The sequence below is a fragment of the Woeseia sp. D3-10 genome, from assembly GCF_055809415.1.
Genome location: NZ_JBVVTW010000007.1, coordinates 3,913,014 through 3,927,002, shown reverse-complemented (window position 1 = coordinate 3,927,002; position 13,989 = coordinate 3,913,014). Strand labels below are relative to the sequence as shown.

The following is a 13,989-nucleotide window of genomic DNA, read 5'->3' as shown; positions in this document are numbered from 1 at the left end:
ACCATGCCTTATTCAGCCATCGCCGGTACCGGTTCCTATTTGCCCAAGAGGGTGATGATGAACCACGAGTTCGAAGCTCTTGTAGATACATCCGACCAATGGATTCAGGATCGAACCGGTATCAAGCAGAGGCACATTGCCGCTGACGGTGAAACAACCTCAGACATGGCATTTGAAGCAGCCAAGGCAGCACTCGAGAGTGCCGGAGCAGCCGCCGATGAAGTTGATCTGATAGTGTTGGCAACGACCACGCCGGACAAAGTATTTCCCAGCACCGCGTGTATGTTGCAGCAACGCCTTGGCATCAGAGATTGCCCGGCCTTCGATATACATGCTGCATGCGCAGGCTTTATTTACGCCCTTGATGTCGCAGACCGCTTTGTTAGAACCGGCGGCGCGAAATGCGTTTTGGTGGTTGGCGCCGATACCTATTCGAGAATACTCAACTGGGAAGACCGATCGACCTGTGTATTGTTCGGCGATGGGGCAGGTGCTGTATTGCTGCGTGCCAGCGAGGAAGAGGGCGTCATTTGCACGCACTGCCATGCGGATGGTCGTTTTGAAGACTCATTGCATGTACCCAGTGGCATATCGTCTGGTTACGATCAGGTACGTGCGGAATCGGCTTTTATACAAATGAAAGGCAATGAGGTTTTCAAGAAGGCCGTGAGCACGCTTGATACGATTGCCCGTGAAACGCTCGTGAGTCACGGCATCGACAAGAAGGACGTGAGCTGGCTCGTTCCACATCAGGCCAACATGCGCATTATCAAAGCAGCGGCGAAAAAGCTGGATCTGCCGATGGAAAGGGTCGTCGTTACTGTCGATAAACACGCGAACACATCCAGCGCGTCCATACCCTTGGCACTTGACGTAGCCGTTCGTGACGGACGGATACAACGGGGTGACCTGTTGTTGTTTGAGGGCTTCGGCGCGGGCTTCACCTGGGGCTCTGCGCTTGTCCGGTATTAACGTCCGGCACTTTCTGAGGACATCGGCAACGTCCTTACCCGCGCCTGACGTTCGCTAAACTGCAGTAACACGGCAGAACAGGTAGCCGATACCGCTCGTTTTGAATCACGCACCAAAGTCGGTCGTCAAAAAGCATTCGTCATGCGGCTGGCGCCGGTCAGCCGCCGGATAGCCAGTCTTTTGGGGGTCCCGACGGGGGCCACGGTGACCGCCTGTGCCGTACTCTTGAGCCATCGCCATGTGCTCCATGACAAATGTTGTTGCAGTTGCTCGGCCGTTCTCCAGCACCGCTGACATTCGAGCGAACATGCTGCAGGCCTGAGCGGGCGTTACCGGTTGCGCGTACTGCAGTTGGGCCACTTTGCCGAATGGCCCGCAGGCAACTCTGCCGAAACGTCGTGATACAGAGACAAGCTATTTGAGCGCTTGTAAAAATGACCTGCGTAAAAGTCCGCTTCTAAATCATTGAAATTAATAGGCACCAAACGCAAAGTGTGACCCAGTTCACATTTTTGGCTTGGATCGAAACCTATACTGCCAAGACAATGCTGTCGCATAATGGCGACAGTTAATAAAATCAGGTGGAAAAACTGATGCAAGACACTAACGAGAAAAACGGCCGGTCAGACATCCCATTGTCCGAAGCCACCATCCCGACCCGACTGGCCGATATCCGCGAGCGCTGCCGCGACTTGCTTACGGCCGACGAAGAGATGTCACTGACGCTGGATGACCCGGGCGCACAACCCGGACACGGCGCCTACAATCCCTACAACCACAGTTAGACCCGGCCTCAGGAACTAGCCCCGGCTGTTCTGCAGAGCAGCGATCCGTTCTGCTATCGGCGGATGGCTCATGAACAAGCGGCTCAAAATACCGCTACGTGGCCCCCCGGAAATGCCGAACGCAGCCAGCGACTCCGGCAAATCGTTGCCACGCCCCTGATCGAGCCTGCGCAATGCATTGATCATCGGCTCGGTGCCATTAAGGCGCGCCGACCCTGCGTCAGCGCGGAACTCACGTTGGCGTGAGACCCACATAACGATGGTGCTCGCCAGAATGCCCAGTACGACCTGCGCCGCCATCACTGAGACAAAATAGCCAATTCCGTAACCACGCTCGTTCTTCAACACGACCCGGTCAATAACGTGGCCAACGATGCGGGACAGAAAGATGACGAAAGTATTCACGACACCCTGAACCAGGGCCAGCGTGATCATATCGCCATTGGCTACGTGCGAGATTTCGTGAGCGAGCACGGCTTCCACTTCGTCTTTCTTCATCGCCGTGAGCAGCCCGGAACTGACTGCAACCAGGGCGCTGTTGCGGCGCGCACCGGTGGCGAACGCATTCGGCTGAGGCGAGTCATAAATCGCGACCTCGGGCATCTCAATACCTGCCTGTTGTGCCTGCCGTTGCACGGTATTGAACAACCACGACTCCGTACTGTTAGCCGGGCTTTCAATGACACGCGCGCCGGTAGAGCGTTTGGCCAGCCACTTCGACATTGCGAGCGAGATAAACGAGCCGCCGAAACCGATAACCAGAGAGAGAATAAGCAGCGCCTGGTAATTAAGGTCCGACCCGGATTCGGCGAGCATTTTGTCGACGCCGAGCAGGCGCAATACAATACTGAGTACCAAGACAACCGCGAGATTGGTGGCCAAAAACAGGGCAATTCGCTTGAACATTTACAGTCACTCACTCAAATAGGTTCAGGTGAATGTATGTCCGATCGGGCTGAAGTCAAGCCCTGGCTTATGCAAGAGCCGCTGAACGGCCGGTGCCTGCACCCGTCAGGTTCCGGTCGCTGTGGACATGGCAATGCGTAACTATCGGGTAATGCAGAACAAATGTATTTCGACGGCCTTGCCCGGGAGCGGGCCAACCGACTGACAGCTGAACAAATCGGTGCCGACGCATTTTCAGGAATCGTCACAATCGGCGCTGCTCCACAACGCCGTACTACGGAAAAAGAGAAGAAATATCAAAGGCCCGGCCTTAGTATTCAGGCTGGATCAAAAATCAGAGACGCTGCGTTGCCGGCAATCCGACCAGGATGCAGACCATGAGTGATGACAATTACACGCCAATAGACTGCGGGATTCACGATCAACTCGAGCTGGCCTGCATGCGCGGCCAGGCGGTGCGTCTCACCACTGACGACGAGACCCTGACGGGTGTTCCGCTTACGACCCGCACATCCCCCGAACGGGCCGAGTGGTTGGTGGTCAAGGTAGCGACGGGCCAACGCGAGATTCGTCTCGATCGCTTACGCAAGCTCGAGCCGCTGGATGCGCAGAACGGTGACGAAGCGATTATCTTCGCACCGTAACGATAGCCCGCAACAGCCGGTTATACTTCTGGGATAAAAACCAAGGAGCAAAACTATGTGTCGCAACGGATACCTGGTCGGCCTTGTTGCCTTTATGACGTTAACGGCGTGCAGCCAACCTGAAGAGCCTGCCGGCATTGCCGCAACGACACCAATAGTGGTCGTAACAGGGGCCACCGGAACCCAGGGCGGCGCCGTGGCACGAGAGCTGCTCGCACGCGGCTACAACGTTAGTGCACTAACCCGGGATCCCAACCAGCCTGCCGCAGCGGCCTTGCGTTCGGCAGGGGCCGACGTAGTTCAGGGCAACTACGACGACGGCGAGTCGTTGCGTAGAGCTATGCAAGGCGCTTACGGGGTATTCGCAGTCACCGACTTTTCCGAACACGGTGCAACACGCGAGATAGAGCATGGACGCGCACTGATTTATGCCGCCGAAGACAGCGGCATTTCGCATTTTGTATTCTCCTCAGTAGCCTCAGCTGACGACGAGACCGGCATCGCCCACTTTGACAGCAAGTTCGCTATCGAGGAAATGCTGACCGAATCGGATCTTGCCTACACAATCCTTCGCCCGGTCGAGTTCATGGATAACTGGAAGAACTACAGCCGCGACGAATTGCTCGCCGGTAATTACGTGAACCCTCGCAACGGAACAGACATGCATCAGTGGATTGCAGCGAGCGACATCGGCTTTTTCGTCGGGGAAGCGTTCGACAATCCTGATGAATGGCTGGGAAGAACGGAAGAAATCGCGGGAGACGAAATGTCCATTGATGATCTCGTCGAGGTAATGTCACAGTCTCTCGGGCGCCCGGTGCGGCACGTGCAAACCGACTGGAGTGAGTTCTCCGCGACCGTGTCTGGTGATACTGCCGATATGTATCGCTGGTTTTCGACCGTAGGCTATGCCGTCAATATCGAGGCGTTACGCAGTCGTTATCCGGATCTCGTTCGTGTTCGCGACTACCTGCAATCCCTGCAACAGCCGTAGACGGTGGGCAGCGGTCTGAGCTACCAGGCGCAACCATTGCTTTGTACAAACTCTGCCCGGTATCCAGCAAGCGCCAGTTGCCGTAGCGCCAGTGAACCGGCGCGCCCTTGAATTGCGTCAAGCGGGGCGGCGGCCGAACCAACGATTTGCAAACTCTCACTCGGAGAAAACTTTTTTCGAAAGAATGCTTCTGGTTGTCGATTTTCTCGTCTGAACGACGACTAAGGCATGGAAGATCACGTAAACGGAGACCTGTATGAAGTATTTATGCCTTGTGTACGCTGACGAAGCGGCGTTAGCCAGTTGCCCGGACGAGGAGTGTCTTGCGTATTTTGAGTCGGTAAGGGAAAGCGGGCATTGCCGGGCGGCAGAAGCACTGGAATCGGTGCAAACGGCGACCACGGTCCGGGTTCGCGCTGGAAGCCTGTCCGTCACCGACGGGCCGTTCGCCGAAACCAAGGAGCAACTGACTGGCTTCTATCTGATTGAGGCACAGGATCTGAACGAGGCCATACAGCTCGCCGGCCGCATTCCGCCGGCACGCTTTGGCAGTATCGAGGTCAGACCGGTCCGTAATCTCGAAGGGCGGGTGCGCAACGCTGAAGGCCTTTAAGAAGAGCGACTTCGGGTAGATGACCGGCTTCGGCCCGCCATTTCAAACGCTCTATGCAAACGCAATAAGGAAAACGACAATGAGATTCATGCTACTGATGATTCCTAAAGGCTACGAAACAGCGGCACCTGGCACATTGCCGGAAGCAGACGCCGTAGCCGCCATGATGAAGTTCAATAGCGAATTGCAGGACGCAGGCGTCCTCGTATCGCTGGATGGTTTGCACCCGCCGTCAATGGGCGCGCGCGTCAGCTTTCAGGATGGCAAGGCCTCGGTTACCGACGGACCGTTCGCCGAGACGAATGAAGTCCTTGGCGGTTACTGGATCATTAAGGTCAATTCGCTGCAGGATGCTGTTGCGTGGGCAAGTCGGTGCCCGGGTGGCAACAATGCGGTGATCGAAGTTCGCCAGATTCAGGAGTTTGAGGATTTCTCAGAAGACGTCCAGCAAGCCGCGGCCGGCTTCAAAGAAATGCATGACTCAGCCAAACACAAGTAGTCACTTGGGAGTGAAGTTGACATGGACAAGTACGTAGACGGGTTCCTGATACCGGTACCCAAAGCAAATCTCGATAGCTACCTGGAAATGGCGGCGTTGAGCGGCAGCGTCTGGATGGAACACGGTGCACTTGAGTACACCGAGTGCGTTGCGGATGACGTCCAGCCCGGCAAGGTCACGTCGTTTCCGCAAAGCGTGCTGATGAAGGAAGACGAAACCGTCATTTTCTCGTGGATAACCTATCGTTCGCGAGAGCACCGTGACGAAGTCAACAAGAAGGCGATGGCCGACCCACGTCTCGCTCACATGAAACCTGAAGACTTTCCGTTCGATGGCAAACGGCTGATTTGGGGTGGATTCCGTACAATCCTGGCGCTCGGAACCTGATCACTGCCTAATTCCGATGAGGGTGATCGACAATATCCAGCAACAGGTAGCCAAGCTGTATCGCGACGAGTCACGGCGCGTACTGGCCACGCTTATTCGTTTGTTGGGCGATTTCGAGCTGGCAGAAGAAGGCTTGCATGACGCCTTCGCTGCCGCGGTAGAGCAATGGCCGCGCACTGGGGTACCTGATAACCCCCGTGCGTGGCTGGTATCTGCGGGCCGATTCAAAACCATAGACCGCATTCGAAAGCGTGCGCGCTTTGATAGCAACGTCCGTGAACTCGCGATCCACCTCGAAACTCAGGACGAACCTGAAATAGATGATCAGGTCGTGAACGATGATCATCTCAGGCTCATCTTTACCTGCTGTCACCCGGCAATCGGCGCGGATGCACAGGTTGCATTGACTTTGCGCGAAGTATGCAACCTCACGACCGAAGAAATTGCCAAAGCCTATCTGACTTCCGCAGCGACGATCGCGCAACGAATCGTTCGCGCCAAAAATAAAATCCGATCAGCACGCATCCCTTACGAGTTACCTGTTGCGAACCAACTACCGGAACGACTCGACAATGTCTTGAGAGTGGTCTATCTGGTTTTTAACGAGGGCTATTCGCCGTCGTCCGGTGAAACGGTTACACGGCAGAATCTCTCTACCGAGGCAATCCGTCTTGGCCATACCCTGTTTGAGCTGTTGCCTGAGTCGGAGGTGGCCGGATTGTTGGCGTTGATGCTGTTGCAGGACTCGCGGCGAGAAGCACGTAGCACTGTGAATGGCGACATTGTGCTGCTCATGGAACAGGACCGGTCGAGCTGGAATCAGGATCAAATGGCAACCGGGATCGCGCTCGTCGAGCGAGCAATCTCATCAAGACGTATCGGCCCCTATACCTTGCAAGCGGCCATTGCCGCCGTGCATGCCGAGGCCAAGACGGCGGCCGATACAGACTGGACGCAAATCATCGGTCTGTATGACGTCCTGCTGCGAGCGATGCCGTCACCAGTGGTCGCGCTTAACCGGGCCGCGGCGGTGGCCATGCGCGATGGGCCGGAAGCCGGACTGACTCTGATCGATACCTTGCTGGAGACAGGCAAGCTAACTGACTACCACCTCGCACATTCGGCTCGTGGCGAACTGTGCCGGCAACTTAATCGCTGCGCCGACGCAATTGCGTCATTTGAGAGGGCCCTGTCGCTCACCCAGTCGCAACCGGAACAACGCTTTCTCAACCAGCGTCTTCAAAGCCTTAAGACATGACAGAGGAGGTGGGTGAAATCGCGTGCAGCAGTGAAGTCCTCTCACAGTTGGAGAACGGAGGTTTGGGTTTGGCGTGCTGCAGTGAATTTCCACGCTGAGCGAAATCTCGCAATGCACAACAGCGTTCGGAAAAGCAGATGACTGGGTGTCGGTACGGCAATAGTGTCATTGCAGTCCGATCACGGAAGATTCGTATTGGATGTTGATGAGCGAAAGATTTGCGGCCTTAGACCGGCTCTAAACGGACCTGCCTATTTAGCGGCGGTGCGTACTCGCGGACCTGCCGCGGCCTGCAACTGACCGATAAGATCCTGCACCTGGCCAAGTGCGAACTGCAATTGATCCAGACTGCCGAAAGCAATATCCAGTTTGTAGGTGCCGTCATTGCGCGGCCGGACCGTTACTTTCTGTCCCAGTTCTTTGCCGAGCTGTTCCTGCAACCAACGCGTTTGCATATCGATGGGTGCAGCAGGTTTACGCGCGGCGTCTTCCGTCAAGCGACTGCGAACGGACTTTTCAACCTGGCGAACCGACCATCCCGATGACGACGCCTTCTGTGCAATCTTCACCTGATGTTCGCCGCGTAACGGCAACAAGGCGCGTGCATGCCCCATGTCCAGTCGGCCGTTCGCGAGCATGTCTTTTACGGCATCGTCCAGATCGAGCAAACGCAACAAGTTGCTAACAGAGGAGCGAGAACGTCCAACTGCATCCGCAACCTGTTGATGTGTAAGTTGAAATTCCTTTGCCAGACGCATTAGAGAATGGGCTTGTTCGATAGCATTGAGGTCTTCACGCTGCAGGTTCTCAATCAACGCAACGGCAAGAGCCGATTGATCATCAAGCTCCCGAACAACCACCGGCACAGACTCAAGTCCGACTATCTGCGACGCACGCCAACGTCGTTCGCCAGCTACAATCTCGTGCGTGATGCCGTTCGCAGCACTGATAGGTCGAACGATCAGCGGTTGAAGTACGCCTTGCTCACGAATGGAATTCGCCAGTTCTGAAAGACTATCATCCGACAACGACTGGCGCGGCTGGTACTGGCCCGGTTGCAGCGTTGTTACCAGCATGTCTTGCGTTACGAGTGTGCTACTGCTGTCGTTGCCGGGTGACGCTTCTTCACTGGTCTTGTTGCCAAGCAATGCTTCCAGACCACGACCGAGTCTTTTTTTTGGGGCACTCATCGGCGCGGAATCTCCTGGCAAGGCTTGATGACAAATCCGCCGTAGACGCGGCGGGAAATAATCATACGCCGTGCAATCGACAACGAACAAGCCGGACTGAAAAATGCGTTCTCGATTCGCAACCAAAGTAGCTGTATTTCGTTCGATCTTCGCCGCAAGTCCGCGTCGTATCGGGAATTGTCAGTCGACACGCATCAGAGCGGCTACCTGGACTCAGAAAAAGCAGACCGCGTCTTCACCGTCATCTTGCGCAATAAGCGCAGGAACACAGCGACGTCCGCCGAGGTATTCCGGGGCTCTGTAAAATCAGCTAGTGCTGTCGCGGCCGGTAACAGCCGCAACGCGCGGGGTGCTTGCTGGTTGTTATCGTTGCAACAAACGCGCCATTCTGACGCCACACAAACCGAGTATGAACAACAATCCGGCACCGCCACCACCGCCGCCGCTATTGCCGCCGCCCAGACCTCCGCCGCCGCCGCTGTTGGCCGTATTCGGCGTGGGATTGAGACCGGCAGCGCTATCGACAGTGGTGTCGGTAACAGTGATTGACGAAATGATGACGAGATGGGTGTTATCGATCGGAATATTGTTCGCCGCGTCCTGCGACGTGTAATTGCGTAATGGTAACTCGGTTAGCGGTGAGCCGATGTTGTACCTCGGCAACGCTGCCAGCGCGTCAACGACGGTCATACCATTGCCTATCACTTCGCCAAAGACAGTAAAGCCGCCGTTCTGTCCATCGAGATCGGCAGAGTTATCGACAACGTTAAAGAACCACTGGCTGGTCGCACTGTTGGGATTACCAGCAACCTTGGCCATAGCGATCGTGCCGCGGACATTCGAATAGACCGGCTCGTTAACGACTGCCGCACCGGCAGTGATAACGCCAATCTCCGCTCGCGCGTCGGTATTGAAGCCACCGCCCTGGATGACGAAGTTGGTAACCGAGCGATGAAAAATGGAATCCGTGTAACGGCCGTTCTGCACGTAGTCCAGGAAATTGGCGACAGTTTGCGGCGTGGCATTGTCGTAGAGATTAACTTCGAAATTGCCCAGGCTGGTTTCGAATTCAACGATGGTCGCACGAGAGGTCGTTGGCAGTAGGGCTAAGAAGCAAAGTGCACTGATAGCGACGAGCGAGCGCACTTGATTGAAGGAAGGCATGCAGATCTCCGGACAGTAGGGGCAATTTCGGTGCGTGATTCTACACAAACCAATTTGCGCACGGATAGTTCAATCTAAACACCACCGCGAAATCGACACTGTCGGCCGCTTGCGATAGGTGCTGAAAGGCGCGGTAAATCCGCCGCAACGCGGGAAAATCATCGCAACAGCCGCTGGACCTTAGACTTCAGCCCAGCGACGCACCAGGTTGTGGTAAATCGAGGTCAACTGCAGTACATCGTTTGCCGCCGTCGGAGCCTTTGCTGTTAACGACTGAATGGTCTGGTCGAGATCGAACAACATGCTCCGTGCAGCGCTGTCTTTCACCATACTCTGAGCCCAGAGTATGGCTGCCAATCGATGGCCGCGCGTCACTTCGGCTACTCTGTGCAGACTGCCGGATGGGTACAGGACGAGATCTCCCGCGCGCAATTTGACCGCCTGCGCGCCGAACTCCGTTTCAATGATCAACTCGCCACCCTCGTAGTCATCGGCATCCGACAAGAACAAGGTCCCTGATACGTCACTGCGCAAAACCGTATCGGTGCCGGGCAATGCCATCACTGAACCATCTACGTGCGCGCCGTAGGACTGGCCAGCCGCGTAACGATTGAAACGCGGCGGATGGATCTTCATCGGCATTACCGCCGATACGAACGTCGGATGGGTTCCCATGCGGGTCAGCAGTTCGTTGCCCATCGCGATAGCCTGCGGAGAACTATCCGGCAATTGCTGGTTACGCTTGACCTTGGCGGCCAGCGAACCGGCGGTCGCCGTGCCATCGGTCCAGTCGACCTCATCCAGTGCAGCGCGATAACGATCCACATCTGCAACACTGATAAATTCTTCAATGACTACGAGCATTGTTTCAAGACTCCAACCTATGTCTGTCCATGAGGCACGTGGCTAAAACACTGGAAAGGTCAGGGCAGCCCGCAAGCGCCATGGTCACCTCCAATTCATCGCGCAGTATGCGCAACATTCGGGCAACACCTTGTGCACCGTTTGTCGCCAGCGCATAGACTTGCGGTCGTCCAAGCATGACGGCTGTCGCGCCCAGTGCCAGCGACACAAAGACGTCATTGCCCGAACGAATTCCACCATCGATCAATAATGGATAGTCGGCGCCGACACTGGCACGAATCTCGGGCAGCACCGTAAGAGCCGCGGGTGCACTGCCGAGCGTACGTCCGCCATGGTTCGAAAGGACGACACCGTCGATACCATGGCTGATTGCAGTAGCAACGTCGTCGCGATGCAGCAGGCCTTTCAGGACAATCGGTAGTTGAGTCTGCGCTCTGAGCCAGTCCACGTCCTGCCAACCCGGTGCCGTACGCATCGCCCCTTGAAACACGCGACTTTCGCCCGGTTCCAACGGTATGTTCACGGGCTCGCGTGGTTCCAGGTTGACCGGTGCAACAGTATCCGGCAAACGGAAACCCGCACGTTGGGCGCGGTATTGCATGCCTGTAACGGGCGCATCCACCGTCACGACCAGGGCTGAATAACCGGCACGTTCAGCGCGTCTTACAAGTTTCAGTGTGCTCGCGCGATCCGACTGAAAGTAGAGCTGAAACCAGCGATTCGTCGAAAGCTCGCCAGCGACCGCTTCAAGGCTGACAGAGGACAGCGTACTAAGCACCATTCCCGTTTCGAGCGCACAGGCCGCCTGTGCCGTTGCCAGTTCGCCGTCGGGGTGAACCAGTCGCTGAAATGACACAGGTGCCAGCAATGCCGGGTGTGAGAAATGCTCGCCAAACAAGGTCAGCGCCGTGGAGCCTTTGCTGCAATCGACCAGCGCGCGCGGGTACACCGAGTAACGTTGATAGACCGACTTGTTCGCGCGCAAGGCATGCTCATTCGCACTACCGCCGGCAATGTGTTCCCAGATTGCCGGCGGTAGTTTCCTGCTTGCGAGGGTTTCGAAGTCCTCTATAGAGTAGACGTCAGAAGTAACGGCTAGAACCCCCAGGTAACGGTGGCACGAACGTTACGCGAATCGCCGAGGTACATGAACGATCCGGATCGATAGGCCGCAACCCAGTATTCTTCGTCAGTGACATTGCTCGCGTTCAATCGCAGGTTCACCCGATCGCTGTGGTAGTAGTTCACGAATAAATCGACCACTTCGTAGGAAGGTACAACGATGGAATAGTCGTTGATCGTCGAGTTGAAGCCAGCTGCCGTATCAGGCTGCCCACCGTACATTTCGCTCTTGTAGGTGACTGAACCACCGAACGATACTTTTTCGTTCGCATCATAACGAACCTGCAGGTACAGGCTGTCGTCGGCAAAATTACTCAGAACCCGACCAATATCGTCTGTAATGAACGACTCCAACACTTCCGATTCCATGAACGCTGCGCTGAACTGAGCACTGAGTTTGTCCGTGATACTGCCGGTGACCGAGAACTCCACGCCCTGGACCCGGTTCTTGCCCGTATTCAATGTGCCAATTGTTGAGTAGGCATCGCCAACACTTTCCATGACATCGTCTTTGGTCATCCGAAAGGCCGCTGCCGTCAGCAACAGGCGTTCGTTGAACAGATTCCATTTCGTTCCCACCTCGATGTTGATGGTGGTTTCCGGATCACCAACCTCGACCTGGTCGGGTGTACCGCACAAACCGCCATAGCCGCAGCTACCACCGACGTCAGATTCGCCGCCGTTGATATTGGTCGAACTGCTGTAGGTGGCGTATACGTTGCCGCTGTCGCCGATTGTTCGCACGACTCCAATATGGCCATTCCAGAATCCATCCGAGTAGTCGTACTGCTGCAGAGTACCGCGACTGTTGACGAGATTGTTGTAGTCGAAGTGATCGTAACGAACACCGAAGAAGCCGCTCCAGCGATCGCTGAATTCAACCGTGTCCATCAGGTAGGCCGAATAAGTATTCACTTTGAAATCGGAATCGGCATCGCCACGTGTGACCGTTCTGCCCAGCAAGGTACCGAGGTTCTGCACTGCATTGCCGTTACCATCCAACGCACAGTAACTGTCCTGCGGTGGGGCTGTCGCACCACGTCCTGCAAGGACGCAGTTGGTTGCACCGGTGTTGTCCAGAGCGAACACGCCGTTGGTGACAGTCTCATCAGTCAATTCCAGACCCATAACGAAGGTGTGTTTGAGATCACCGGTGGAGGTATCCCACAACACATTGAGTTGGTTGACGAAGTATTCCACCTGCTGCCAGCCCTGGTGGCTGCTGAGTGAGAGTGTACTGACGCCCGGTGCAACCGGATCCGTGTCGTGGCGCGTAGTGCCGCGCATTCCGGTGGTCACATAGCCATTGTCGGTCTGACCGTAACGCGTCGAGTTCTGCAGTCGCAGGCCATCATTGAACGAATAGTTGGTTTTCAGGGTGATCGTCTTGACCTCCGTATCAAGAAAATCACTGTCCGTTTGCAGATACACCGGTACGTCTTTCAACGGTGCCCGGATGGACTGATCAAAGTAGCTACCAAGATCGGGTACGTCGTCCGCTTGCAGGTAGTAAAGGTCGGCTACAAAACCGAGTTTCTCCGTCGGCGCATACAAACCGGAGAGTAGGGCGCCTGCACGCCGTTTCTCAGCCGGGTTACGGTCGGGAACATCTTCGGCTGCATGCAAAAAATTCGCGCGGATTGCGAGCTGGTCACTCACGGTTCGGTTGGTGTCGAACGTCACTCGATGGTGGCTGTCGGTGCCGAGGGCGCCTTCAAGTATGGAAAAATTGTAATCGGCGCTGGCTTGTTTGGTAATCCCGTTCACTGCGCCGCCGGTTGAACCGCGTCCGGCAAACGTAGAACTGGGTCCCTTGGTAATTTCTATTTGCTCAGTCGCGAAACTCTCGCGCGTGGTCATGCCCGGATCGCGGACTCCGTCAACAAAAACGTCACTGCGTGCTTCATGACCGCGAATAATGTAACGGTCGCCGAAGGCGTTGCCGTTCTCGCCGGTGCCCAGGGTAATACCAGCCTGCGCTGCCAGAATTTCTTTCAGATCGGTCTTTCCCGAGTCTCGCAACTGACTCTGCGTCAGCACGGTTATCGTCTGCGGTGTCGATGCCAGTTCCGCGGTATGCCGCATGTCGCCGGAAGATAGCGCTTTGTAAGGCACGCCGGACTGACCGTACACCTCAATCACCTCGATTTCGGCGCTGCGTTCTTCCGTGGCCTTGGTTTCCTCGTTCGCTTCCTGAGCGAAGCCTGAGGTGGCGCCAGCTAGGCTCATTGCAACCGCCAGCGCGGGCTTCGCAAGGGTGCTGCAGCCCTTCGGTTGGTTGCGCAGAGTTTGTGGAATACGGGCATTGCCTGCTGCCAGAGTACTTGTGCCCGCGAAGAGGTCGCGTCGTTTCATTGCCAAAATCTCCCAAGTTTCGATAGCGGGCTCTGTTCGGCCCGTCAGAAAATGCGAGGCTAAACCTAATTAGCGTAAATGGCAATAAGAATGATTCGCATTAGCGTTTCGCGATTTCAGGGGAAGACCTTTACTGACCGGGCAGATCACGTCTGCTCCGCTCAGCGACGAAACTGAGAACGATGGCAACCAGACCCGCCTGTCCCGTGCAAACATACGAAATATGTTGCCCCTGA

The 13,989-nt window shown here is 55.9% G+C and carries 14 protein-coding genes; 8 read left to right on the top strand and 6 right to left on the bottom strand.

Annotated elements, in window-relative coordinates; genetic code table 11:
- Nucleotides 1-3: 3 nt before the first annotated feature.
- Both AC0L8N_RS17995 and AC0L8N_RS17990 read left to right on the top strand, forming a co-directional pair.
- Nucleotides 4-972, top strand: a complete 969-nt coding sequence (locus AC0L8N_RS17995) for a beta-ketoacyl-ACP synthase III (RefSeq protein WP_473669681.1) — start codon at nt 4-6, stop codon at nt 970-972.
- A 593-nt stretch (nt 973-1,565) separates the two neighbouring features.
- Nucleotides 1,566-1,757: a hypothetical protein gene (locus tag AC0L8N_RS17990; protein WP_473669679.1), complete on the top strand. Its 192-nt coding sequence runs from the start codon at nt 1,566-1,568 to the stop codon at nt 1,755-1,757.
- A gap of 15 nt (nt 1,758-1,772) precedes the next feature.
- On the opposite strand, the gene htpX is transcribed toward AC0L8N_RS17990, so the two are convergent.
- Nucleotides 1,773-2,663 carry a protease HtpX gene (htpX, locus tag AC0L8N_RS17985; RefSeq protein WP_473669677.1) on the bottom strand — a complete coding sequence of 297 codons (891 nt, stop codon included), beginning with the start codon at nt 2,661-2,663 and terminating at the stop codon, nt 1,773-1,775.
- Nucleotides 2,664-3,040: 377 nt separating this feature from the next.
- On the opposite strand from htpX, the gene AC0L8N_RS17980 reads away from it, so the two are divergent.
- The 6 genes from AC0L8N_RS17980 to AC0L8N_RS17955 all read left to right on the top strand — a co-directional run bounded on the left by AC0L8N_RS17980 (nt 3,041) and on the right by AC0L8N_RS17955 (nt 7,058).
- Nucleotides 3,041-3,307: a Rho-binding antiterminator gene (locus tag AC0L8N_RS17980; RefSeq protein ID WP_473669675.1), complete on the top strand. Its 267-nt coding sequence runs from the start codon at nt 3,041-3,043 to the stop codon at nt 3,305-3,307.
- A 55-nt stretch (nt 3,308-3,362) separates the two neighbouring features.
- Entirely contained in the window at nt 3,363-4,301 is a 939-nt protein-coding gene (locus tag AC0L8N_RS17975) for an NmrA/HSCARG family protein (protein ID WP_473669673.1), read from the top strand.
- A gap of 256 nt (nt 4,302-4,557) precedes the next feature.
- Nucleotides 4,558-4,914, top strand: coding sequence for a YciI family protein (locus tag AC0L8N_RS17970; protein ID WP_473669671.1), 357 nt, complete (start codon nt 4,558-4,560; stop codon nt 4,912-4,914).
- A gap of 79 nt (nt 4,915-4,993) precedes the next feature.
- Nucleotides 4,994-5,413 (top strand): YciI family protein, encoded by a 420-nt coding sequence (locus tag AC0L8N_RS17965; RefSeq protein ID WP_473669669.1) that lies wholly within the window; start codon nt 4,994-4,996, stop codon nt 5,411-5,413.
- A gap of 21 nt (nt 5,414-5,434) precedes the next feature.
- The gene (locus AC0L8N_RS17960) at nt 5,435-5,800 is read left to right on the top strand and encodes a DUF1428 domain-containing protein (RefSeq protein WP_473669667.1); all 366 of its coding nucleotides are present in this window, start codon (nt 5,435-5,437) and stop codon (nt 5,798-5,800) included.
- Between the two features lie 22 nt (nt 5,801-5,822).
- Entirely contained in the window at nt 5,823-7,058 is a 1,236-nt protein-coding gene (locus tag AC0L8N_RS17955; RefSeq protein WP_473669665.1) for an RNA polymerase sigma factor, read from the top strand.
- Between the two features lie 251 nt (nt 7,059-7,309).
- Here AC0L8N_RS17955 and AC0L8N_RS17950 read toward each other — a convergent pair whose 3' ends face one another.
- The 5 genes from AC0L8N_RS17950 to AC0L8N_RS17930 all read right to left on the bottom strand — a co-directional run bounded on the left by AC0L8N_RS17950 (nt 7,310) and on the right by AC0L8N_RS17930 (nt 13,753).
- The gene (locus tag AC0L8N_RS17950; RefSeq protein WP_473669663.1) at nt 7,310-8,248 is read right to left on the bottom strand and encodes a ParB/RepB/Spo0J family partition protein; all 939 of its coding nucleotides are present in this window, start codon (nt 8,246-8,248) and stop codon (nt 7,310-7,312) included.
- Nucleotides 8,249-8,611: 363 nt separating this feature from the next.
- Nucleotides 8,612-9,412, bottom strand: coding sequence for a peptidylprolyl isomerase (locus AC0L8N_RS17945; protein ID WP_473669661.1), 801 nt, complete (start codon nt 9,410-9,412; stop codon nt 8,612-8,614).
- 180 nt (nt 9,413-9,592) lie between these two features.
- On the bottom strand, nt 9,593-10,276 hold the full coding sequence (locus tag AC0L8N_RS17940) for a Fe2+-dependent dioxygenase (protein ID WP_473669659.1): 684 nt from the start codon (nt 10,274-10,276) through the stop codon (nt 9,593-9,595).
- Nucleotides 10,277-10,280: 4 nt separating this feature from the next.
- Nucleotides 10,281-11,348, bottom strand: a complete 1,068-nt coding sequence (locus AC0L8N_RS17935) for an alpha-hydroxy acid oxidase (RefSeq protein ID WP_473670233.1) — start codon at nt 11,346-11,348, stop codon at nt 10,281-10,283.
- A gap of 23 nt (nt 11,349-11,371) precedes the next feature.
- Nucleotides 11,372-13,753, bottom strand: a complete 2,382-nt coding sequence (locus tag AC0L8N_RS17930) for a TonB-dependent receptor (protein ID WP_473669657.1) — start codon at nt 13,751-13,753, stop codon at nt 11,372-11,374.
- Between the last annotated feature and the right edge of the window lie 236 nt (nt 13,754-13,989).

Coding starts and splice junctions, on each gene's coding strand:
- AC0L8N_RS17995 (WP_473669681.1), top strand. CDS start 4: ATGCCTTATTCAGCCATCGCCGGTACCGGTTCCTATTTGCCCAAGAGG.
- AC0L8N_RS17990 (WP_473669679.1), top strand. CDS start 1,566: ATGCAAGACACTAACGAGAAAAACGGCCGGTCAGACATCCCATTGTCC.
- htpX (WP_473669677.1), bottom strand. CDS start 2,663: ATGTTCAAGCGAATTGCCCTGTTTTTGGCCACCAATCTCGCGGTTGTC.
- AC0L8N_RS17980 (WP_473669675.1), top strand. CDS start 3,041: ATGAGTGATGACAATTACACGCCAATAGACTGCGGGATTCACGATCAA.
- AC0L8N_RS17975 (WP_473669673.1), top strand. CDS start 3,363: ATGTGTCGCAACGGATACCTGGTCGGCCTTGTTGCCTTTATGACGTTA.
- AC0L8N_RS17970 (WP_473669671.1), top strand. CDS start 4,558: ATGAAGTATTTATGCCTTGTGTACGCTGACGAAGCGGCGTTAGCCAGT.
- AC0L8N_RS17965 (WP_473669669.1), top strand. CDS start 4,994: ATGAGATTCATGCTACTGATGATTCCTAAAGGCTACGAAACAGCGGCA.
- AC0L8N_RS17960 (WP_473669667.1), top strand. CDS start 5,435: ATGGACAAGTACGTAGACGGGTTCCTGATACCGGTACCCAAAGCAAAT.
- AC0L8N_RS17950 (WP_473669663.1), bottom strand. CDS start 8,248: ATGAGTGCCCCAAAAAAAAGACTCGGTCGTGGTCTGGAAGCATTGCTT.
- AC0L8N_RS17945 (WP_473669661.1), bottom strand. CDS start 9,412: ATGCCTTCCTTCAATCAAGTGCGCTCGCTCGTCGCTATCAGTGCACTT.
- AC0L8N_RS17940 (WP_473669659.1), bottom strand. CDS start 10,276: ATGCTCGTAGTCATTGAAGAATTTATCAGTGTTGCAGATGTGGATCGT.
- AC0L8N_RS17930 (WP_473669657.1), bottom strand. CDS start 13,753: ATGAAACGACGCGACCTCTTCGCGGGCACAAGTACTCTGGCAGCAGGC.